The sequence below is a fragment of the Roseovarius autotrophicus genome (genome assembly GCF_018069895.1).
Lineage (GTDB): Bacteria > Pseudomonadota > Alphaproteobacteria > Rhodobacterales > Rhodobacteraceae > Roseovarius > Roseovarius autotrophicus.
The window spans coordinates 162,537-183,772 of sequence record NZ_JAGQDH010000001.1 but is presented as its reverse complement, the minus strand read 5'-3'; the positions used below and the strand labels follow the sequence as shown (position 1 = coordinate 183,772).

22 protein-coding genes are annotated in these 21,236 nt (G+C 64.0%); 9 read left to right on the top strand and 13 right to left on the bottom strand.

What is annotated here, in order from left to right:
* Positions 1–30 precede the first annotated feature (30 nt).
* Genes KAK09_RS00955 through gluQRS form a run of 3 tightly spaced genes read left to right on the top strand, consistent with a single transcriptional unit; the run spans position 31 to position 3,081 of the window.
* Positions 31–834 carry an enoyl-CoA hydratase gene (locus tag KAK09_RS00955; RefSeq protein ID WP_336244412.1) on the top strand — a complete coding sequence of 268 codons (804 nt, stop codon included), beginning with the start codon at positions 31–33 and terminating at the stop codon, positions 832–834.
* Positions 835–876: 42 nt separating this feature from the next.
* Complete coding sequence (gene trmFO, locus KAK09_RS00950) at positions 877–2,235, top strand: methylenetetrahydrofolate--tRNA-(uracil(54)-C(5))-methyltransferase (FADH(2)-oxidizing) TrmFO (RefSeq protein WP_210876960.1); 1,359 nt, start codon at positions 877–879, stop codon at positions 2,233–2,235.
* A gap of 12 nt (positions 2,236–2,247) precedes the next feature.
* Entirely contained in the window at positions 2,248–3,081 is an 834-nt protein-coding gene (gene gluQRS, locus KAK09_RS00945; protein ID WP_210876959.1) for a tRNA glutamyl-Q(34) synthetase GluQRS, read from the top strand.
* 22 nt (positions 3,082–3,103) lie between these two features.
* Here gluQRS and hisI read toward each other — a convergent pair whose 3' ends face one another.
* Positions 3,104–3,472: a phosphoribosyl-AMP cyclohydrolase gene (gene hisI, locus KAK09_RS00940; RefSeq protein WP_210876958.1), complete on the bottom strand. Its 369-nt coding sequence runs from the start codon at positions 3,470–3,472 to the stop codon at positions 3,104–3,106.
* 66 nt (positions 3,473–3,538) lie between these two features.
* On the opposite strand from hisI, the gene KAK09_RS00935 reads away from it, so the two are divergent.
* Positions 3,539–3,994 (top strand): iron-sulfur cluster assembly scaffold protein, encoded by a 456-nt coding sequence (locus KAK09_RS00935; protein ID WP_210876957.1) that lies wholly within the window; start codon positions 3,539–3,541, stop codon positions 3,992–3,994.
* Positions 3,995–4,098: 104 nt separating this feature from the next.
* Complete coding sequence (locus tag KAK09_RS00930; protein ID WP_210876956.1) at positions 4,099–5,316, top strand: methyl-accepting chemotaxis protein; 1,218 nt, start codon at positions 4,099–4,101, stop codon at positions 5,314–5,316.
* Between the two features lie 176 nt (positions 5,317–5,492).
* Here the strand turns inward: KAK09_RS00930 and KAK09_RS18970 are convergent, their stop codons facing one another.
* The 5 genes from KAK09_RS18970 to sciP all read right to left on the bottom strand — a co-directional run bounded on the left by KAK09_RS18970 (position 5,493) and on the right by sciP (position 11,066).
* A complete protein-coding gene (locus KAK09_RS18970; RefSeq protein WP_272491235.1) occupies positions 5,493–5,615 on the bottom strand; it encodes a hypothetical protein in 123 nt (40 codons plus the stop codon).
* A gap of 86 nt (positions 5,616–5,701) precedes the next feature.
* Complete coding sequence (gene recG, locus KAK09_RS00925) at positions 5,702–7,792, bottom strand: ATP-dependent DNA helicase RecG (protein WP_210876955.1); 2,091 nt, start codon at positions 7,790–7,792, stop codon at positions 5,702–5,704.
* Positions 7,789–9,909: an NAD-dependent DNA ligase LigA gene (ligA, locus tag KAK09_RS00920; RefSeq protein ID WP_210876954.1), complete on the bottom strand. Its 2,121-nt coding sequence runs from the start codon at positions 9,907–9,909 to the stop codon at positions 7,789–7,791. Before ligA ends, recG begins: the two co-directional genes overlap by 4 nt.
* Before the next feature lie 66 nt (positions 9,910–9,975).
* Positions 9,976–10,692 carry a response regulator transcription factor CtrA gene (gene ctrA, locus KAK09_RS00915; RefSeq protein WP_210876953.1) on the bottom strand — a complete coding sequence of 239 codons (717 nt, stop codon included), beginning with the start codon at positions 10,690–10,692 and terminating at the stop codon, positions 9,976–9,978.
* Positions 10,693–10,796: 104 nt separating this feature from the next.
* Positions 10,797–11,066 (bottom strand): CtrA inhibitor SciP, encoded by a 270-nt coding sequence (gene sciP / locus KAK09_RS00910; RefSeq protein WP_210876952.1) that lies wholly within the window; start codon positions 11,064–11,066, stop codon positions 10,797–10,799.
* A 123-nt stretch (positions 11,067–11,189) separates the two neighbouring features.
* Between sciP and mnmA the strand changes: the two genes are divergently transcribed.
* The gene (gene mnmA / locus KAK09_RS00905; protein WP_210876951.1) at positions 11,190–12,335 is read left to right on the top strand and encodes a tRNA 2-thiouridine(34) synthase MnmA; all 1,146 of its coding nucleotides are present in this window, start codon (positions 11,190–11,192) and stop codon (positions 12,333–12,335) included.
* 112 nt (positions 12,336–12,447) lie between these two features.
* Complete coding sequence (gene tig / locus KAK09_RS00900) at positions 12,448–13,779, top strand: trigger factor (RefSeq protein ID WP_210876950.1); 1,332 nt, start codon at positions 12,448–12,450, stop codon at positions 13,777–13,779.
* Between the two features lie 120 nt (positions 13,780–13,899).
* Here tig and KAK09_RS00895 read toward each other — a convergent pair whose 3' ends face one another.
* The 5 genes from KAK09_RS00895 to rpsF all read right to left on the bottom strand — a co-directional run bounded on the left by KAK09_RS00895 (position 13,900) and on the right by rpsF (position 17,095).
* Positions 13,900–14,694, bottom strand: a complete 795-nt coding sequence (locus tag KAK09_RS00895) for an acyl-homoserine-lactone synthase (RefSeq protein ID WP_210876949.1) — start codon at positions 14,692–14,694, stop codon at positions 13,900–13,902.
* A 210-nt stretch (positions 14,695–14,904) separates the two neighbouring features.
* Positions 14,905–15,606, bottom strand: coding sequence for a LuxR family transcriptional regulator (locus KAK09_RS00890; protein WP_210876948.1), 702 nt, complete (start codon positions 15,604–15,606; stop codon positions 14,905–14,907).
* Positions 15,607–15,843: 237 nt separating this feature from the next.
* Positions 15,844–16,446 carry a 50S ribosomal protein L9 gene (rplI, locus tag KAK09_RS00885; RefSeq protein WP_210876947.1) on the bottom strand — a complete coding sequence of 201 codons (603 nt, stop codon included), beginning with the start codon at positions 16,444–16,446 and terminating at the stop codon, positions 15,844–15,846.
* A gap of 11 nt (positions 16,447–16,457) precedes the next feature.
* Positions 16,458–16,685 carry a 30S ribosomal protein S18 gene (gene rpsR / locus KAK09_RS00880; RefSeq protein WP_210876946.1) on the bottom strand — a complete coding sequence of 76 codons (228 nt, stop codon included), beginning with the start codon at positions 16,683–16,685 and terminating at the stop codon, positions 16,458–16,460.
* A 29-nt stretch (positions 16,686–16,714) separates the two neighbouring features.
* Positions 16,715–17,095 carry a 30S ribosomal protein S6 gene (gene rpsF, locus KAK09_RS00875; RefSeq protein ID WP_210876945.1) on the bottom strand — a complete coding sequence of 127 codons (381 nt, stop codon included), beginning with the start codon at positions 17,093–17,095 and terminating at the stop codon, positions 16,715–16,717.
* Between the two features lie 247 nt (positions 17,096–17,342).
* Here rpsF and KAK09_RS00870 point away from each other — a divergent pair, with 247 nt between their 5' ends.
* Positions 17,343–17,846, top strand: coding sequence for a hypothetical protein (locus tag KAK09_RS00870; protein WP_210876944.1), 504 nt, complete (start codon positions 17,343–17,345; stop codon positions 17,844–17,846).
* 124 nt (positions 17,847–17,970) lie between these two features.
* Positions 17,971–18,546: a YceI family protein gene (locus KAK09_RS00865; protein ID WP_210876943.1), complete on the top strand. Its 576-nt coding sequence runs from the start codon at positions 17,971–17,973 to the stop codon at positions 18,544–18,546.
* A 59-nt stretch (positions 18,547–18,605) separates the two neighbouring features.
* Here the strand turns inward: KAK09_RS00865 and KAK09_RS00860 are convergent, their stop codons facing one another.
* The gene (locus KAK09_RS00860; RefSeq protein ID WP_210876942.1) at positions 18,606–19,814 is read right to left on the bottom strand and encodes a DegT/DnrJ/EryC1/StrS family aminotransferase; all 1,209 of its coding nucleotides are present in this window, start codon (positions 19,812–19,814) and stop codon (positions 18,606–18,608) included.
* Between the two features lie 77 nt (positions 19,815–19,891).
* Positions 19,892–21,196, bottom strand: a complete 1,305-nt coding sequence (locus tag KAK09_RS00855; RefSeq protein ID WP_210876941.1) for an NAD(P)/FAD-dependent oxidoreductase — start codon at positions 21,194–21,196, stop codon at positions 19,892–19,894.
* Positions 21,197–21,236: the final 40 nt, after the last annotated feature.

The window sequence follows — 21,236 nt, the reverse complement described above, 5'->3', positions numbered from 1 at the left end:
CGTCCGCTTGTGGCGCTAGAGTGACCCCAACTGAAGGAGAGAGACAAGATGCCAATTCTTGACCGCACCGATGAGGGCGCCATCGCGCGCCTCACGCTCAACTCGCCCGGCAACCTCAATGCGCTCTCGGACGCGATGCTCGCCGCCCTTCATGCCGAATTCGACCGCCTGGCCAGGGATCGCACCATCCGCGTCGTGACGCTGCGCGGCACCGGCAAGGCGTTCTGCGCGGGCCATGACCTCAAGGAGATGCAGGCCGCACGCCAATCGCCGGATGCGGGCCGCGCCTATTTTGCCGATCTCTTCGCCCGCTGCACGGCCGTGATGACCGCCATCCGCAACCTGCCGCAACCTGTCATCGCCGCCCCCCACGGCATCGCCACCGCCGCAGGCTGTCAGCTTGTGGCGTCCTGCGACATGGCCGTGGCGGCGCAGGGCACGCGCTTTGGCGTCAATGGCGTCAATATCGGGCTTTTCTGCTCCACCCCCATGGTGGCGCTCTCGCGCAACGTGCCGCGCAAGCAGGCGTTCGAGATGCTCACCACCGGCGCCTTCATCGACACCGACCGCGCGCAGGCACTCGGCCTCATCAACCGCGCCGTGCCCGAAGAGCGGCTCGACGAAGAGGCGATGGCGCTCGCCGGGATCGTCGCGGCCAAGCTGGGCAGCGCCGTGCGCATCGGCAAACGCGCCTTTTACGAACAGTTGGAAATGGGGCTCGATGCAGCTTATGCCCATACCGGCGCGGTCATGGTCGAGAACATGCTCAACCGCGACACCGACGAGGGCATCACCGCCTTTATCGCAAAGCGCGCGCCCGACTGGCAGCAATGACGCCCCTTTCCAAACCCCGCCCTTTCCCCTAGATCGCGCCCCATGACACAGGTTCTCAACATCGTCGGCGGCGGCATGGCCGGATCAGAGGCCGCATGGCAGGCTGCCAGTATGGGCGTGGACGTGGTGATCCACGAGATGCGCCCCAAGGTGGCCACGTTCGCGCATCGCACCGGCGATCTGGCGGAAATGGTCTGCTCCAACTCCTTCCGTTCGGACGATGACGAGCAGAACGCCGTTGGCCTGCTGCATTGGGAGATGCGCGCAGCGGGCGGGATCATCATGGAGATGGCCGACCGCCACCGCCTGCCCGCGGGCGGCGCGCTTGCCGTGGATCGCGACGCCTTTTCGAGATCGGTGACCGAGCGGCTGCGCGCCCATCCGAAGATCACCGTGAAAGCCTCTGAATTCACGTCACTTCCCGAGTCCGGCCAGTGGATCATCGCCACCGGCCCGCTGACCTCCGACGCGCTCGGCGCCGCCATCGCGCACGAGACCGGACGCGACGCGCTCGCCTTTTTCGACGCCATCGCCCCCATCGTGCATTTCGACAGTATCGATATGTCAAAGGCATGGATGCAGTCGCGCTACGACAAGGGTGACACCGAAGAAGAGCGCACCGCATACATCAACTGCCCGATGGACCGCGACTGCTACGAAGCCTTCATCGACGCGCTGCTGGCCGCGGAAAAGACCGAGTTTCACGAAGGTGAAACGGCGGGCTATTTTGACGGCTGCCTTCCCATCGAGGTCATGGCCGAACGTGGTCGCGAGACGCTGCGCCACGGCCCGATGAAGCCCGTGGGCCTCACCAACCCGCACCAGCCCGAGATCAAGGCCCATGCCGTGGTGCAACTGCGCCGCGACAACGCACTTGGCACGCTCTACAATATCGTGGGCTTTCAGACCAAGATGAAGTATGGCGCGCAATCGTCTGTTTTCAGAATGATTCCGGGACTTGAGAATGCAAGTTTTGCGCGCCTTGGCGGCATTCACCGCAACACGTTCCTGAATTCGCCCACACTTCTCGATCGGCAGATGCGCCTGCGCACACGGCCCCATATCCGCTTTGCCGGACAGATCACCGGGGTCGAGGGCTATGTGGAATCCGCCGCCATGGGCCTTGTCGCCGGACGCCTTGCCGCCGCCGACATCCTTGGGAACACCCTACCCGAGGTGCCGCAGGACAGCGCCATGGGCGCGCTGCTGCATCATATCACCGGCGGCGCCGAGGCCAAAAGCTTTCAGCCGATGAACGTGAATTTCGGCCTTTTCCGCCCCGTTGAAGGTCTGAAAGGCGGGCGGCGCGGGCGCGTGCATCGCTACAAGGCCTATACTGACCGCGCCAAGGCGGCGTGGCGGGATTGGCTCGCCGTGCAAAACATGAGCTTCGTCTCGTAATACATTGCAAATATGTTTATAACTCGCTTTGCACCTTCGCCAACCGGGCTTCTGCATCTGGGCCATGCGTTCTCGGCCATGCTCGCGCATGACATGGCGCGCGCGGCGGGCGGCACATTCCTTTTGCGCATCGACGATCTCGACCAGGGCCGTTGCCGCCCCGAATGGGAGGCGCGGATCTTCTACGATCTCGCCTGGCTCGGCCTTGACTGGCCCGAACCTGTGCTGCGTCAATCCACCCGCCTGCCGCGCTACCGCGCCGCGCTGCAATCGCTCTGGGAACGGGGCCTGCTCTATCCCTGCACCTGCACGCGCGCCGATATTCGCGCCGCCGCCTCCGCCCCGCAGGAGGGCGCGCCGCTGCACGGCCCAGATGGCCTGATCTATCCGGGCACCTGCCGCCCCGCAGCCCCGCCAACAGGGACGATGCCCATGGGCAGCGCGCTGCGCCTTGACATGGGGCGCACATTGGAAACACTCGACAACCCCCTGTCTTTCAAGGAACAAGATGCATTGATTACCCTTGGAGACTTGACCGGGACGATAGGGGATATTGTCCTCGCCCGCCGCGACATGGGGGCCTCATACCATCTCTCGGTCGTGCTCGACGATGCCGATCAGAAGATCACCCATGTGATCCGCGGCGAAGACCTGCTGGCGGCCACGTCGATCCACGTCCTGCTTCAGCACCTTCTTGGCCTGCCCACGCCTGCCTATCACCACCACCGCCTGATCCGCGATGAGCGAGGCAGGCGCCTCGCCAAGCGCGACGACGCCCGCGCCATCGCCACCTATCGCGCAGAGGGCGCAACCCCGCAGAGCATCCGCGCCATGTTGGGGCTGTAACGCTTCAGGGTTGCGAAAAACCTCACTCCGACCCTGGCAACGGCGCCATGATCTCCACCTCCGCGCCCTCGCGCACAGCCAGGTAGAAGCACGACCGCCGGTCGGTATGGCAGGCAGGCCCGGTCTGGCGCACCAGCACCAGAAGGCAGTCGCGATCACAATCGACGCGCATCTCCACAAGTTCCTGCACATGACCCGAGCTTTCGCCCTTGATCCAGAACTCCGCGCGCGATCGGCTCCAATAGGTCACCCGCCCTGTCTCAAGAGTACGCGCCACCGCTTCGGCGTTCATCCAGGCCATCATCAGCACCTCGCCGGTCTCGGCTTCCTGCGCAATGGCGGGGACAAGGCCACGGGCATCATACTTTAGTGTCGCGGGGTCGAATCCCATGGCAAAATCCTTTTGCATCCGTGCCAGTCGCGTCTATTTATGGGGCAACGGACGAAAGGGAAAGCCATGAGCGGCGAAACCGACCTGATCAAGCTCTATTCCGCGCGCATCCTGGAACTGGCGTCGGACATCCCGCATCACGGACGGCTTGAGGCGCCACAGGCAACCGTCAAGCGGCGCGCGCCGCTTTGCGGCTCGACAGTAACCATCGATCTGTCGTTATCGGATGACCGCATCTCGGACTATGCCGCCGAAGTGCGTGCCTGCGCGCTCGGGCAGGCGGCGGCAAGCGTGGTGGGGGCCAATATCATCGGTTGCGATCTGGCGCAGGTGCGCACGGCCCGCGACGCGCTGCGCGAAATGCTGAAATCCGACGGCCCGACCCCGCCTGCCCCCTTCGCCGGGCTCGAAGTGCTGCGCCCCGCGCGCGATTACAAGAACCGCCATGCCTCGATCCTGCTCACGCTCGAAGCGGTGACCGAGGCGCTGGAGGAGATCGCCGCGCAGACCTCCTGCGCCTGATTGTGTCAGACCGCTCGCACATTTGCGTCGCGCGGTGAGGGGCCGTTTCACTTTCCCTTTCGCTTTTCGTGCCTAGTTGCTCTTGTAACAGCGAGGGATTCGACATGGCCCAAGGCCCGCTCGACGAGAAGAGCCCGCTGATCGGGCGGTTCGACCAATCCTTTCTCATCCACATGATCCGCGATTTCTTCGTGCTTCTGGTGCTGGTCACGGTGCTCGAATTCGCGCTCAAGGCGGGAACGGTCTATTACGGCTTTCGTGTGCAGGGACCAGAAGTGGTGCAAGAGGCCGTCGGGAGCATCGCCGACGATGTGCGCTCGATCATGCGCAACGAGGGCGGGCCGGTGGCGGCGCGCACGCTCTATCCGATCCTCGAGCGCAACTGGGGCGATCTGGGCTATCGCATCGCCATCACCCCCTCGCCGGTCACCGTCACCTCCATCGAGGCGGGTTTCGGCTTTACCCCCGAAGGCATCCCGCAGGGCGACTGGCCCGCGCGCCTGCACAATATCGCCAAACAGCCCATCACGGCCGAGCCCTTCTGTCTTGCCTGTCACACCGAGGCCAATGTCGGCGATGTGCTTGGGGCGGTGGTGGTGCGGCGCGATCTGGCCACGGATTTCGCCGAATGGGTGACCGACATGCGCCTCACCGCCACGCTGTCGGTGGGCAAGATCGTGCTGCATTCGGTGCTGCTGTTTCTCATCCTGCGCGCGCGGCTCGAGCCGCTTCTGGGCCTGCGCGCGGTGGTCAGCAACCTTGCACGCGCCTATGGCGGGCTGACGCACCGGGCCGAGATTCGCACGGCGGACGAGTTCGGCGTGCTGGCGCGCGATTTGAACCTGTTTCTCGACCGGGTCTGCAAACTGATGGAGGAGCTTGACGCCGTGCTCGCCCGTGTCGTCGCCGTCAATGCCGATATCGTCAGCATCCAGAGCGACTTGCGAGACCGGATCGATTGTCTCACCAGCCGGATCCGGCGGCTTGAACGCTCGGCCATGCTCAGCGCCAAGGCCGAGCCGCGCCTGTCGCAGGCCTGGTTCGACGCGGCGCGCACGGCTGTCCGCACGCTCGAAGAAAAGAGCGGTGCGCGCGAGGTGGAAGGTCTGGTCGAGGATCTGCATGCGGTCGTGAGCAATGCCGAGGCGCAAATTGCCACGACCGAGCGCGTCTTTGCCGATCTGGGAGAGTTGGGCGACGAAAGCGACCAACTCAAGCGTGCCATGTCCGAGATGATCCGGCTGGAGGAGCGGATGCGCGGCATCGTCGAGACCGGCTCGGTTCTGGTTCAGCGGATCAACCCGCCAACGACCGAGGCGTAAAAAAACCGCCGCACGTTCCGGGGAACGGCGGCGGATCAGTGGCCGGATACGCGGCCCATCGGGACTATCGGGCGGAATGAGGCAAACCCGAAACCCTTGGGACAGGCAGAGAGCACGATCCCCGTGTTGGGACAGGGGGGACCGAGATGAGCCGCGCACCGGCAGGCAGAAACCCTTCAGAACATAGCGGGCAGATAGAGCGCGCCGATGAGCGTCACCATCAGGGCGAAGGCCCCGATCACATCGCCAAGGATGGTGTCCCCGGCGCGGCTGGCGGCGGTCCTGATCTGGTGCAACATGGCGGTATCCTCCGTTATGTTGCTTGATTGTTCTCATATCCCGCGCGCCAAGTAAAGAACTTTATAAGAACAAACGAGAACAAAACCTAACCCACTGAAATCAGGCGGATCGCCTGATCGCGTTCCATCAGCCACAGCAATACCCGCGCCGCCCGTCCGCGCGGTGAGGCCAGATCGGGGTCATCGGCCAGCAACTTCCGCGCATCGGATTGGGCCACCGCCATCAGCGCCGATTGCGCCTCAAGATCCGCCACACGAAAGCGCGGCAGCCCTGATTGCGCCGTCCCGATCAGATCGCCTGCGCCGCGCATCTCCAGATCGACTTCGGCTATGCGAAACCCGTCCTCGGTGTCGCGCATCGTTTCCAGCCGCTTGCGCCCACCCTCCGACAAGGGCGCCTGATACATCAGCAGGCAGGTCGAGGCCGCCGTGCCGCGCCCCACCCGCCCGCGCAACTGGTGCAGCTGGGCAAGGCCAAAGCTCTCGGCGCGCTCGATCACCATGATCGAGGCATTGGGCACGTCTACCCCGACTTCGATCACGGTCGTGGCCACAAGGACGCTTGTTTCACCACGCTGAAACCGCGTCATGGCGGCGTCCTTGTCCTCGGGCGGCATCTGGCCATGAACCAGCCCCACCCGCCCCTCGCCGAGCGCGGCACGCAGGCGACGATACCGTTCCTCGGCGCTCGACAGGTCCACCGCTTCGCTTTCCTCGACCAGCGGGCAGACCCAATAGGCTTGCCGCCCCTCGGCGATGGCGTGGCGCAGGTGGTCCACGACCTCATCCATCCGCCCCGTGTTGACGAGCGCAGTCTTGATCGGCAGGCGGCCGGGCGGCTTTTCATCGAGCACGCTCACATCCATGTCGCCATATTGCGCGAGCGCGAGGCTGCGCGGAATGGGCGTTGCCGTCATCACGAGAACATCGGCCTGCGCGCCCTTCTGGCCCAGTTCCAGCCGCTGGCGCACGCCGAAACGGTGCTGCTCATCGACAATGGCCAGTCGCAAATCGGCGAATTCCACGTCCTTCTGGAACACCGCATGCGTGCCCACGAGAATGTCGGTCTCCCCCGCCGCCAGCGCCCGCAACTTGGCGCCGCGCGCAGCGCCCTTGTCGCGTCCCGTGAGGATGTCGAGCCGCACCCCCGCCGCCTCGGCCAGCGGTGTCAGCCCCTGAAAATGCTGGCGGGCAAGGATCTCGGTCGGGGCCATCAGCACCCCCTGCCCGCCCGCCTCGACCGCAATGAGAAGCGCCTTGAACGCCACCAGCGTCTTGCCGGCGCCCACATCGCCCTGAAGCAGCCGGTTCATGCGCATCGGCGCGCCCATGTCGGCGGCGATATCGGCAATCGCGCGGGTCTGTGCATTGGTCAGCGCAAAGGGCAGCGCGGCCACGACCCGCGCCTGCAACTCTCCGGTTCCCACCGTCGCGCGGCCCTTGGCGCGGCGCAGATGGCTGCGTGCGAGGGCCAGCGTCATCTGATGCGCCATCAACTCGTCATAGGCCAGTCGCTCGCGGGCAGGGCTGGCGGGCGCAAGATCGCGTGCCGATCCGGGTGAATGCGCCACGCGCAGCGCGTCGTGCCAGTCGGGCCAGCCGGCCTGAGCCTTTTGTGCCGGGTCGATCCATTCCCCGAGACGCGGCGCACGCAGCAGCGCCGATTGCGCGGCCTTCGCCATCACCCGCTGCGTCACCCCGGCGGTCAGCGGATAGACCGGTTCGAAATCGGGGATCTCGCCCGCCTCCTCGACCGGCACGACGTGATCGGGATGCACCATTTGCGCGATGCCGTCGAAAAGTTCTACCTTGCCCGAAACAAGCCGCCGCGCGCCCGTGGGCAGAAGGCGGCGCAAGTGGTCGGCGCGCGCGCGAAAGTAGATCAGGTGAAAGCTGGTCGCTGCGTCCTCGACCACCACGCGATAGGGCGCGGACGGGCGCGCGGGCGCGTCATGGCGTCCCACCACCACCTCGACCGTAACCACGCCGGGGATCTCGGCCCCCTGCACAGTGGCGCGGCGGCGGCGATCCACCCCGGACCAGGGCAGCGTGAACAAGAGGTCGCGCGGCCGGGTGATGTCTAGCGCAGCAAGCGACTGCGCGGTTTTCGGCCCCACGCCCTCGAGCGTCTCGATCCCCGCAAAAAGCGGAAAGAGGATCTCGGGCCGGGTGCTCATTGGGCCCCGACGAGGGCAAGCCACGCGTCCTCGTCAATCACCTCGATGCCAAGCTCTACCGCCTTCTTCGCCTTCGATCCGGCCCCCGGCCCGGCAATCAGCAGATCCGTGCGCGCGGAAACGCTGCCTGCCACCTTGGCGCCGAGCGCCTCGGCACGCGCCTTGGCCTCGGCACGGGTCATCTTTTCCAGCGTGCCGGTAAAGACCAGCGTCTTGCCCGCCACCGGGCTACCCGAAGTGTCGGGGCGCGCGGCGGCTTCCACCTCGAGATGGGCGGTGAGCCGATCGATGCTCGCGCGTTCATGCGGCTCGGTCATCGCCTGCACAAGGCTGGTTGCCATCACTTCGCCCACCCCGTCGATGCCAAGAAGCCGCTCCCACTCGGGCCCCTGCAGAGCGCGGGCACTGTCCATGGCCGCCGTGAACTCTGCCCATGTCCCGTAATGGCGCGCGATAAGGCTGCTTGCCTGTTCGCCCACATGACGGATGCCAAGCGAGAAGAGAATCCGCGAAAAGGAAATTTTCCGCTTCTCGTCAATCGCCTCAAAGAGGTTCTTCGCGCTTTTCTCCCCCCAACCCTCGCGGTTTTTCAACTGCTGAAGTCCCTGTCCGTAGCGCGCCTCCAGCGTGAAGATATCCGCCGGTTCACGGATCCAGCCGTCGCGATAGAAGGCCTCTACCTGTTTCGCACCCAGCCCCTCGATGTCAAAGGCAGCGCGCGAGACGAAATGCTTGAGCCGCTCCACCGCCTGTGCCGGGCAGATCAGGCCACCCATGCAGCGGCGCACCGAATCGCCCGGCTCGCGGCGCGCCTCCGAGCCGCATTCGGGGCAGGTCTCGGGAAAGCGATAGGGTGTTGCATCGGCTGGGCGCTTCGAGAGATCGACATCGGCGATCTTGGGGATCACGTCGCCCGCGCGATAGACCTGCACCCAGTCGCCCACGCGGATATCCCTACCCTCGCGGATCAGCCCGCCCTTGCTGTCGCGCCCGGCGATGTAATCCTCGTTGTGCAGGGTCGCGTTGCGCACCACCACACCACCGACCGTGACCGGGCCGAGCCGCGCCACCGGGCTGAGCGCGCCCGTGCGCCCTACCTGAATGTCGATCGCCACAAGCCGCGTCCAGGCCAGTTCGGCGGGGAACTTATGCGCGATGGCCCAGCGGGGCGTGGTGGCGCGAAAGCCGAGCCGCGCTTGCAGCGAGAGATCGTTGACCTTGTAGACCACCCCGTCGATGTCATAGCCGAGCGTGGCGCGGTCCTGTTCGATCTTTCGGTAGTGATCGATGAGCGCCGTCGGACCGTTGCAGAGGGTGGTAAGCGGGTTGGTCTGAAAGCCGAGGTCACCAAGCCGCGCCATCGCGCCCATCTGGGTGGCAGCAAGCGGCGCGGAGGTCTCGCCCCAGCCATAGGCGAAGAACCTCAGCGGGCGCGCGGCGGTGATTGTGGCGTCAAGCTGGCGCAGCGATCCTGCGGCGGCATTGCGCGGATTGGCGAATGGCTTGTCTCCCCTTTCGGCCTGCCGCGCGTTGAGCGCCTCGAAATCGGCATGGCTCATGTAGACCTCGCCACGCACTTCAAGGATGTCGGGCGCGCCCTCGATCCATGCAGGAATGTCGGCGATGGTGTGGGCATTGGCGGTCACGTTCTCGCCCGTCTCGCCATCGCCACGCGTGGCGGCCGTCACGAGGTGCCCCGCCTCGTAGCGCAGGCTGAGGCTCAGCCCGTCGATTTTCGGCTCGGAGGTATAGGCGAGCGGGGCACTGTCGCTCAGACCAAGGTAACGACGGATGCGGGCATCGAATTCAACGATGTCTTCGGCCTCGAAGGCATTGGCAAGGCTCAGCATCCGGACCGAATGGCGGGTCTTGGCAAAGCCCTCGGCAGGGGCCGCACCCACCTGATCGGAGGGGCTGTCGGCGCGTTTCAGCGCGGGAAAGCGCGCCTCGATCGCGGCGTTGCGCGCCTTGAGCGCGTCAAATGCCGCGTCGGACATCACCGGCGCGTCCTCAACATGGTAGGCGGCATTGGCACGCGCCAGCACATCTGCCAGCCGCGCCAGCTCGGCGCGCGCCTGCGCCTCGGTCAGCCGCTCGACGGCAATCTCCTCAGACATCGGCCCCTCTCTTGTCCGCCCTCCCGAGTGATAGGGCGGCGGCGGGGCAAGGTCCAGATGTGCCGCTCAGGCCCCGATGGCGAGCGGCGCACCCGAGTGCGCCGCCGGCTCGGGATCGCGCAGCACATAGCCGCGCCCCCAGACCGTCTCGATATAGTTCTCGCCGCCCGTGGCCTCGACCAGCTTCTTGCGCAGCTTGCAGATGAACACGTCGATGATCTTGAGTTCGGGTTCGTCCATGCCGCCGTAGAGATGATTGAGGAACATCTCCTTGGTCAGCGTCGTGCCCTTGCGCAAGGAAAGAAGCTCCAGCATCTGGTACTCCTTGCCCGTCAGGTGCACCGCCTGACCGGCGACATCGACTGTCTTGGCATCGAGATTGACATTGATCCTGCCGGTCCGGATGACCGATTGAGAATGCCCCTTGGAGCGGCGGATGATCGCGTGAATGCGCGCCACAAGCTCGTCTCGGTGGAATGGCTTGGTAAGGTAATCATCCGCCCCGAAGCCGAAGCCCTTGAGCTTGCTTTCGGTATCATCCGCACCCGAAAGGATCAGGATCGGGGTCGAGACCCGCGCCAGCCGCAACTGGCGCAGAACTTCATATCCGTTCATGTCCGGCAGGCCCAGATCGAGCAGGATCAGATCGTAATCGTAGAGTTTGGCAAGGTCGATCCCTTCCTCCCCCAGATCGGTCGTGTAGACATTGAGATTGGCATGAGTCAGCATCATCTCGATGCTTTTGGTTGTGGTGGGGTCATCCTCGACGAGCAATACACGCATAAGGTTTCTCCGTTCAATGGTGCCGCTTTGTTCCCGACACTGATCAGAAATGGTTAACCCACCGTTACCGATGGAAAATATTTCTGTTACACACCCATAGATTGTCAATATTGTTTGCGTGATGTGACCCTTAAACCTTTTTTCCCGTGTTTTCTGGCGGCAAGCACCCAGCTGTCGAACTCCTCATCGCTCAATCTATAGATGTTCATTGCTTCCCGCCGGGAGATCAACCCAAGCGCGACCCCCATCACGACCGCAAGCTTGCGGGAGGCGACCCAACGCTCGGTATCGGCGGGTGGCAGATCGGCGCGGCTGAATACGGTGCCATCGGGCAGAGTGACCGCCCTTGGCCCACCGACTTTCTTGAGATACATCCCTTTCACCCCTTCACTGATGCGGCTATCAGGATGCGCAAGCGCGCTTAACAGGGGGTGAAACAAAGCCTTGATAATGCTTACGATTTTCTTATATCTCTACCGATCTTGACGGAGCGCGCCATGTCCCTGGACACCCCCACCCCCTTGAATTCATTGGGCTTTCCAAAGCCGCCTGCCGAAACGCGGGTGGTGGTGGCGATGTCGGGCGGTGTCGATTCCTCGGTGGTGGCGGCGCAACTGGCGGCCGAGGGTTATGACGTGGTGGGCGTCACGCTCCAGCTTTACGATCACGGCGCGGCGCTGGCGAAAAAGGGCGCGTGCTGTGCGGGCATCGACATTCACGATGCCCGCCGCGTGGCCGAAGGCATGGGTTTTCCCCATTATGTGCTCGATTACGAGAACATCTTTCAGAATGCCGTGATCGACGAATTTGCCGAGAGCTATCTTGCGGGGGCAACGCCGGTGCCCTGCATCCGCTGCAACGAGCGCGTGAAGTTCAAGGACCTGTTGCAGACTGCCCGAGACCTTGATGCCGATTGCATGGCGACGGGCCATTATATCCGGCGCGAAATGGGGGAGAATGGCCCCGAGCTGCATTGCGCGGCCGATTCGGCGCGCGATCAGTCCTATTTCCTGTTCTCCACCACGCCCGAACAACTGGAATTCCTGCGCTTTCCGCTGGGGGGGCTTGCCTCCAAGGCCGAGACGCGGGCGCTCGCCGCGCGTCATGGCCTGATCGTGGCCGACAAACCAGACAGCCAGGACATCTGTTTTGTGCCGGGGGGCGACTATGCCGCCGTGATCGAGAAGCTGCGCCCCGGCGCCGCCGATCCGGGCGAGATCGTCCATGCGGACGGGCGCGTGTTGGGGCGGCATGACGGGGTGATCCATTACACCATCGGCCAGCGGCGCGGGCTTGGCATCGGCGGGCTGGAGGAGCCGCTCTATGTGGTGCGCCTCGACGTGGAAGACCGCCGGGTGATCGTCGGCCCCAAGGCGATGCTGGCCACCCGCACCGTGCCGGTGCGCGAGATCAACTGGCTGGGCGATGCACCCCTCACCTCGCGGTCCGAATGGCCGATCTCGGTCAAGGTCCGCTCTACCCGACCGCCGCGCGAGGCGATCCTGCGGCCCCTCTCGGACACCGAGGCCGAGGTGGAATTGCTGACCCCCGAGGAAGGCGTCTCGCCCGGTCAGGCCTGCGTGTTCTATCAATCAAAGGGCAGCCGGGTTCTGGGCGGCGGTTGGATCTGGCGCGGCAACTGAGGCGCCACGACCGCCGGTTTTCCCTTGCGGTGCGACCATCACGCCAATAGAAGGCGCCTGATCTTGACCGCCGCGGACGCCTCCGCGGCCCGATGCATATGGAAGGACGAACATGCAGGTCACCGAAACCCTCAACGAAGGCCTCAAGCGCGGCTACAGGATGATCCTGTCGGCGGCCGATCTTGATGCCAAGGTCACCGACAAGCTCAAGGAAGCGCAGCCCGAGATCGAGCTGAAAGGCTTTCGCAAGGGCAAGGTACCGTTGCCGCTCCTGAAAAAGCAGTTCGGCACCCGGATGCTTGGCGAGGCGATGCAGGAAAGCGTCGATGACGCGATGCGCACCCATTTCGAGGAAAAGGGCGAGCGTCCGGCCTTCGAGCCTGACGTGAAGATGGCCAATCAGGACTGGAAAGAGGGCGACGATGTCGAGATCGAGCTGAGCTATGAGGCTCTGCCCGATGTTCCGTCGGTTGACCTTTCAGGCGTCAAGCTGGAGCGCATGGTCGTAAAGGCCGACGATGCCGCCGTTGACGAGGCGCTAGGCAATCTTGCCGAGAGTGCCCAGGACTTCAAGGACCGCAAGAAAGGGTCCAAGGCCAAGGACGGCGACCAGGTGGTGATCGACTTCGTCGGCAAGCTCGATGGCGAGCCCTTCGAAGGTGGCAGCGCCGAGGATTACCCGCTCACGCTCGGTTCCGGCAGCTTCATCCCTGGCTTCGAAGAGCAGCTTGTCGGCGTCAAGGCGGGCGAGGAAAAGGCCGTCACGGTCAATTTCCCCGAGGACTATCAGGCGCCGCATCTGGCGGGCAAGGAAGCGGTGTTCGACTGCACCGTGAAGGCCGTCAAGGAACCCGTCGCGGCAGAGCTGAATGACGAGTTGGCGCAGAAATACGGCGCCGAGAGCCTCGACGCGCTGAAAGAGCAGATCCGCGAGCGGCTCGAACACGAATATGCCGGGGCGGCCCGTGCCATCCTCAAGCGCAACGTGCTCGACGCGCTTGATGAGTTGGTGAGCTTTGATCTGCCCCCCACCATGGTCGAGACCGAGGCCAAGCAGATCGCACATCAGCTCTGGCACGAGGATCACCCCGAAGAGCAGGGCCACGACCACGGCGAGATCGCGCCGACCGAGGAGCAGGTGAAACTGGCCGAGCGCCGTGTGCGCCTCGGGCTCTTGCTGGCCGATCTGGGCCAGAAGGCCGAAGTGCAGGTCACGGATGCCGAGATGACACAGGCGGTGATGACCCAGGCGCGGCAATATCCGGGTCACGAGCGCGAATTCTTCGAATTCGTGCAGAAGAATCCGCAGATGCGCCAGCAACTGCGCGCGCCGATCTTCGAGGACAAGGTGATCGACTATGTGGTCGAACTGGCCGAGGTGACCGACAAGGAAATCGCGCGCGAGGAGCTTGAAAAGGCCATCGAGGCGATGAACGAAATGTGAGCCACGCGCCACATCCGACACAATGAAAAAGGGCCGCCCCGGGGAGATGTGGGGCGGCCCTTGTCGTTCTGACACCCGGAGCGGGCAAAGCCCGACTGGGGGATGCGCAAGATTGGGGGATCAGGCGCTGATATCCGAGTGCGAACGAACCCGATCGGCCAGCGCCGCCTTGAGGCGCATCGCGTCGATCCGCTCCCTGGCGTTACAAGCCGTTGCGATCTGCTCGTCGCAATAGTCTTCGAGTGGGGTTTTCCGCGTCCCTGCCCCGGCGATTGCCGGCAGCAAAAGAGCGGCTTCATCTGGGATAAAAACGTCCGTTTCGATGCCCGAGAAGGCGCGGATACGCTCGATCCGCTCATCGGTGCAATCGAGCAGCGCCGCAAGCGCGGGCACCTTGCCCATATCGGCCTGACGCCCGACATAATCATATGGGGCATTGCCCGACCGCTTTAGAACGCGGTCCATGACCGGGTCGATTACGGTAACGATATCCGAAACCCCCGCGCGCTTGGCCGCCTCGAGCGAGGCGATCATCAGTTCGCAGGTGGCATAGGAAACCGAGTTGCGACCCCGTCCACGCCCGAGACGCTGCGTATCGACACAGAATCGCGTCGATTCCCAGAGCGAGGCGCTGCGCAGTGGCGGCTCTCCGTCGAGAATGTCGAAGAACACGTCCGACAGCATGTGCGGACCGGTGGTTTGCAGGGCGCGCACACAGGAAACGACGTGCCCTTCCTCATCGAGGCCGACGGCATAGGCCGGATCGAGATCGTCGAAGACGTCGCGTTCGCGCCCATCGACAACTTCCACCTGCCAGCCCAGCCTGTCGCCGAAGACGCGCGCACGCAGTCTGAACATCTCGTCGAGGACGTGCGCGAATTTCGGTTTGTTAACCGCATCTATTACCAGAATCATGTTTTTCCCCTTGCAGATACGTCCGTGAGTGTGGATTTCGGAGCTGAGCGTATTTTGCACGGGTGAGTGTAGTGAAAATTGGCGGGCGGGATATTCGGGAAATCCCGTAAAACAGCACGTTCCAATCACGGGAAGGTGAGTGTCATTGCAATTCAATGCAAATCCTGAGCGGATTTTCGCGCTCTGTCCCGATTTTTAGCGGCTTTTGGCCTAGCGCGGGTATATCAGCCCAAGGTTGATGGCCCGCCCGATCGCCTGCGGCGTGGTCAGCGCCTGAAGCTTTTGACGCGCCGAGCGCAGGTGCACCTCGACGGTGCGATGCGAGATCGACAGGATATCGCCGATATCCTGTTGCGATTTCCCCGCCGCCGTCCATTGCAGGATCTCGATCTCGCGGGTGGACAGGCTCGGGGCATTCAGAACGCGGCTGAGCGGTTCAGAGCGGATGATCGTATCATGCATGTGCACGGCGGCGGCTTGTAATTCGCCAATGATCCCGCCGAGCAACATCTCCCATTCCCGGCGCGGGCAGTCCCGCAGGACACTGAACCCCCCGACATCCCCAAAGGGGCCACGTACCGGGATCGTCAGGCCGCGATCGGTGATGCCAAAGGCGCGGGCATCACGGAACACGGTCTGGAACTCGGCACCTCTTTCCAGACGGGCCCAATCCACCGGGGCGATGGATTGCCGCGCCTTGTGAAGCACCGGATCGATTTCGTAAAACTTGTTCTCGAGATAATGACTTGACCAGTCGATATCGTAGGTCATGAAGCCGTGAGACGTGCCCGTGACCGGATTGATCCCCGCATAGGCAACATGATCCAACTCGAAACGCTCACGCACCGTATCAAGAAAGCGGCGAAAGCGCCTACCGGTTTTATCGGCATCATCCGGCTCGATCGGGTCCATCACCTGCCTCTTGTTGCCTCCGGGATCTTGCCTGATCGACGTCGGTTCGGGCCAGCCACACCGTTCCGGGGACGTCACCCGATACGACCGTGCCGAAAGCGTGACCCCGAACACCTGAGCAAACATCGCATCAAAACGATGCGAACCGTAACATCACACGCGCTTGCTTGTCGATAGCCGAATCAAAAGGGCCGTGCGCATGTCGCGCACGGCCCTTCTTGCCTGGGTTGTGCGGAATCAGTCGTCCCGGCGGTCGCTGTCCTGGCCAAAATCGTCGTCCGACGCGGCGCCACCGATATCGTCGAAAAGCTCTGCAATCTCGAAATCGGCTGCGGCTTCGGCCTCGGCTGCGGCGTCCCGGATGCTCTTGCCCGTGGCCTGGATCTCGGCCTCTTCGGGCGAACGCGCAACGTTCAGCTCGATTGTCACGGTCACCTCGGGGTGCAGCATCACGCTGACGTCATGCAGGCCCAGTTCCTTGATCGGGCGGATCAGCGCGACCTGCTTGCGTTCGATCTTGAAGCCGTTCTCGGTCGCCGCATCGGCCGCGTCGCGGGTGCTGACGGACCCATAAAGCGCGCCGCTGTCCGAAGCCTGCCGAATCACGATGAATTGCTGTCCGCCAAGGCGCGCGGCCATGGCTTCGGCTTCCTTGCGGGTTTCAAGGTTCTGCGCCTCGAACTGCGCCTTGCGCGCGGCAAAATCGGCGATATTGCGCTCGGAGGCGGTCAATGCCTTGCCCTGCGGCAGCAGATAATTGCGCGCGAAACCGGCTTTGACATCGACCACGTCGCCCATCTGGCCAAGCTTGGCCACACGTTCCAGAAGGATCACTTGCATCGGGTCACTCCTTATTTCACGGCGTAAGGCAGCAGCGCAAGGAAGCGCGCGCGCTTGATCGCGCGCGACAGTTCGCGCTGCTTCTTGGCCGAAACGGCGGTGATGCGCGACGGCACGATCTTGCCGCGCTCCGAGATGTAGCGTTGCAGCAGGCGCGTGTCCTTGTAGTCGATCTTGGGCGCGTCATCGCCCGAGAAGGGGCAAACCTTGCGGCGGCGGAAAAATGGTTTGGTAGCCATGGGTTATCGTCCTTTTCTCACACGACGGTTCAGCGGCGTTCACGGCGTTCGGGCCGGTCGCCACGCTCGCCACGCTCGCCACGTTCCTCACGCTTCTGCATCTGCACCGAGGGCCCCTCTTCATGGGCATCCACCTTGATGGTCAGCACGCGCATGACGTCGTCATGCAGCCGCATCAGGCGTTCCATCTCCTGCACGGCGGCAGAGGGGGCGTCGGTCTTGAGAAAGGCGTAATGGCCTTTGCGGTTCTTGTTGATCTTGTAGGCCATCGTCTTGACACCCCAGTACTCGCTTTCGAGGATCTTGCCCCCGTTATCGGCGAGAACCGTGCCAAAATGTTCGATCAGCCCTTCGGCCTGCGCGTTGGAAAGATCCTGACGCGCAATCATCACATGCTCGTAAAGCGGCATGCCGTCTCCATTTCTGTCAAGGCGCATTTCATAGGGCGGGCAATGCCCTTTCGCGGCCCGTCCACGAGAGTCTGCGCGGATGATAACGATTGCGAAAGGTTGCAGGCATATAGCTTGGCCCGGCGCGCGCCGCAAGACCGGATGTCTTCGCCCAGTCATGGCCACGGCCACGCCCAAATTCGGGCTGGTTTGGCGGCGAACCATGGTTTGCACGACACATGACATCACTGGGTGAAGGAGCATGCCAATGGTTTCTTTCGCGGATTACGAGCGCGCGTTCACGACACCGCCACAGCCCGGCGATGCCGATCCTGTCGCTCCGGCCGAGGCCGGGTCTGGTCTTCTGCGGACTGCCCTCTTGCTTGTCGGGGCAGGGCTCGTGTTGGCGGCATTCGGCGTTTGGGTTCTGCCCTCGGGGGCGGCCGATCCTGCGATGATGCTGATCAGGCTGGTGTTTTCCCTGGGCCTGTTTGGGGGGGGGATGCTCTGCATTCACGCAGGTCGGATGCCCGACACGCGCCCCGAGGTGCAGATCGACGGACGACGCGGTGAAATCCGCGTCATCCACGGCAAGACCGCAAGCGCACCCGCGCATTCGGTGGTGCACCGGATCGACGACCTAAAGGAGCTGTCCCTGCGCGATGGCCTGTTCAGCGCCCGCGACGGCGCCGGGCGCCTGATCGTGTCGCTCGAACTCGTCGATGCCCGGACCGAGGCTGACTTGCGCAAGGCGCTTTCGCTTGCCGTGTGACCGGCCCCGCAGGCCAATGTTCGCCAATACACAAGGTTTGTTTGAAACTGCGGTATTGTTCAATTCGAGCAGGAAACCGATCTTGGCAAGGTCAGCTTGACAGACCCGTATTGGAGATTTCCGCATGAACCGTATCCTGCTCGCCGCCGCTTTCACGTTCGGAACCACCGCCGCCCTCGCCGCGCCCGAGACCTATGAACTCGATCCAAGCCACAGCCAGGTGGTGTTCGCATATGATCACCTCGGATTCTCGACCACGACCGGCATGTTCTCGGGCTTCGAGGGTGTGATCGAATTCGACGCCGAGAACCCGACCAATTCCTCGGTCCGCGTGTCGATGCCGCTCATGTCCATGTTCACCGGCTGGGAAAAGCGCGACGAACATTTCATGTCCAACGATTTCTTCGGCACGCAGGAGGGCGATCTCATCACCTTCACCTCCACCGGCATCGAGGTGACCGGCGAGAATACCGCCCTCATCACCGGCGATCTGACGATCAGGGACACCACCCGCTCGGTCGTGCTCGACACGGTGATGAACAAGAAGGTGGATGCCCACCCGATGAACAACCTTCCGTGGATCGGATTCGACGCCACCACCACGCTTCTGCGGTCGGATTTCGGGGTCGATATGGCCGTGCCGTTCATCAGCGACGAGGTCGAGCTGCGCATCTCCATCGAGGCCGGCAAGCCCGAATAATTCCGCCGCGCGCGGCGCTTCTCGGGCCGTCCGCACCGCGCGGGCGGCTCTTTTCCGTCTCAGGTGCCGTATGCGCGGCGCGCGCCCGTCACCGTATCGGCCGCCGCCAACAGCGCACCCGCGATCACGTCGCACTCGGCCCTTGTCAGCCGCGCAGGCAGCCGCACATCGCAGGCCCGCATCAGCATCGCGCGCGTGCGCGGCAACTCCGGCACCCCGCCGGGCAGAAACTGCCAGTTCCAGAAGGCACGCGCATTGTCCGCGCTCTGGCCAAAGATCTGCACCTTGACGCCGCGTGCTGCGGCCGCCCCGGCAAAGGCGCGCGTCTCGGGCCCGTCCATGCCCACCAGGTTGAACTGGATCGAATCCGGCGCGCGCTCCTCTCCCGCCAGCGCCTCGGGCACAGAGAACCAGGGAGAAGCGTTGAGCCGTGCCGCCATGTGGTCATGATTGGCCCGCCCTGCCCGCACCCGGCCTGCAATCTCGGGGATCTGTGCGCGGATGATCGCCGCCGACAGATTGTTGAGCCGCAGATTATAGAGCGGAAGCCGGTTCTGCCAGCGGGCGAATGCCAGTTCCAGCGTCGAATCGGGCGCGCCTATGTGCTTGGCCCAGTTGTGCTCATAAGCCCCCGACATGATCACCGCCCGCGCCACCAGATCGGCATCGTCGGTGATGAGGATACCCCCCTCGCCCGCGTTCACCAGCTTGTAGGACTGAAAGCTGAAACAACCCACCCGCCCGATGGTGCCGATCCGTCGCCCCCGCCAGAGCGTGCCAAGCGAATGCGCCGCATCCTCGATCACCGGCAGGCCACGCGCATCCGCCAACGCCATGATCGCATCCATGTCCGAGGTATGGCCGCGCATATGGCTCACCAGAACGGCATCGACGCCATCAAGCTTCGCCGCGAAATCCGAAAGGTCGATCCGGTAATCCTCGCCCACCTCGCACAGCACCGGCACGAGGTCGGCATGGATGACCGAAGACGGCACTGCCGCAAAGGTGAAGCCTGGGATCAGAACCCGCGCCCCGCGCGGCAAATCGAGCGCCTTGAGCGACAGAAACAGCGCCGCCGAGCACGACGAGACCGCCAGCGCATAGCGCACCCCCATGGCCTCGGCAAACTCCCGCTCCAGCAACGCCACCGGCGCATCCTGCGGGGCGGTATAACGAAACAGATCGCCACTCGCGAGCATCCGCTCGATCTCGGCGCGGGCGGCCTCGGGAATGGGATCGGCGTCGTGAACGTTTGGAACCTGCGTCATGTTTTCGGCTTTCCTGAAAGTGGCTTTCGGCTTTTCGGAACATATAGGCCCGAAATGTGACAAATTGTCAAAGCAACTCAGAAGCCAAGCCGGTCGCGCAGCGCAAACCAGCTCATCGCCAGCACCAGAAGCGGGCTACGCAGCGCCGCACCGCCCGGGAAGGCCGGGCATGGCACCCGCGCCATTGCGTCAAACCCCGCCGCCTGCCCCTGAACCGCCCCGGCCATGAGCCGCCCCGCCAGCGTGGCGGTGCCCACCCCATGCCCCGAATAGCCAGACGCCGACAGGATGTTCGGCGCAAGCCGCACCAGATAGGGCATCCGCCGCATGGTGATGGCAAGCGTTCCGCCCCAGGCATAGTCGAGCGGCACGCCCGCCAGATGCGGAAAGATCTCCAGCATGGGCTTCGCGACCGTCGCCCGGATATCGCGCGGAAACCGGTAGCCATAGCTCTCTCCGCCGCCAAACAGCAGCCTCCCGTCATGGCTCAGACGAAAATAATTCACCACGAATTTCGTATCCGCCACCGCCACGTCGCGGGTCAGAACGCGCCGTGCGTCTTCACCCAGGGGTGCCGTCGCCACGATGAAATTGTTTATCGGCATGACCCGTGCGGCAACCCGGCGATCCAGCCCGCCCAGATAGCCGTTGCAGGCGAGGATCAGGTGCTCGGCCTCCACATGGCCCGCATCGGTGGCCACCCGCACATGCGGCCCGCGGCGGATGTCATGCACCTCGGACCCTTCGAAGATGCGCACGCCCGCGCGCTCCGCCGCCTCTGCCAGCCCAAGCGCATAGGCCAGGGGGTGCAGATGCGCCGCCCCCATGTCGAGCGTGCCGCCCTTGTAGGCGGGCGAGGGGCAGAGCGCGGCAAAACCCGCCGCGTCCAGGGTCTCGATCTGCTCATAACCATATCGCGCCGCCAGGTGCTCGGCATAGGCATGCTCCGCCGCCGCCTCGCGCGCGGTGAAACAGGCATGGGCCACGCCCGGCTTCAGGTGGCACTCGATTCCGTGCCGCGCCACGAGCGATTTCACAAGATCCTTGGCTTCCTCGGCCAGTTGCCACAGATGCGCGGCGTCCCCCTCGCCCAACAGCCGCTCAAGCGCGGTCTGCGCCATGCGCTGCCCGCTGCCCAACTGCCCGCCATTGCGCCCCGACGCCCCGAACCCCACGCGCTGCGCCTCAAGAAGCACCACGTCAAGCCCCGCCTCCGCCAGGTGCAACGCCGCCGAAAGCCCGGTATAGCCGCCCCCCACCACGCAGACATCGGCCCGAACCGCGCCCCGCAAAGGCGCATGACGCGGCAGCGGCTTGACCGTCGCGGCATACCAGCTTGGCGGATAGTCTCCCCGCCGGTCATTGGCATGGAGCAGGTTCATCGCTTCACCGTTCCGAAAATACTCAAATCCCCGCGCTGCA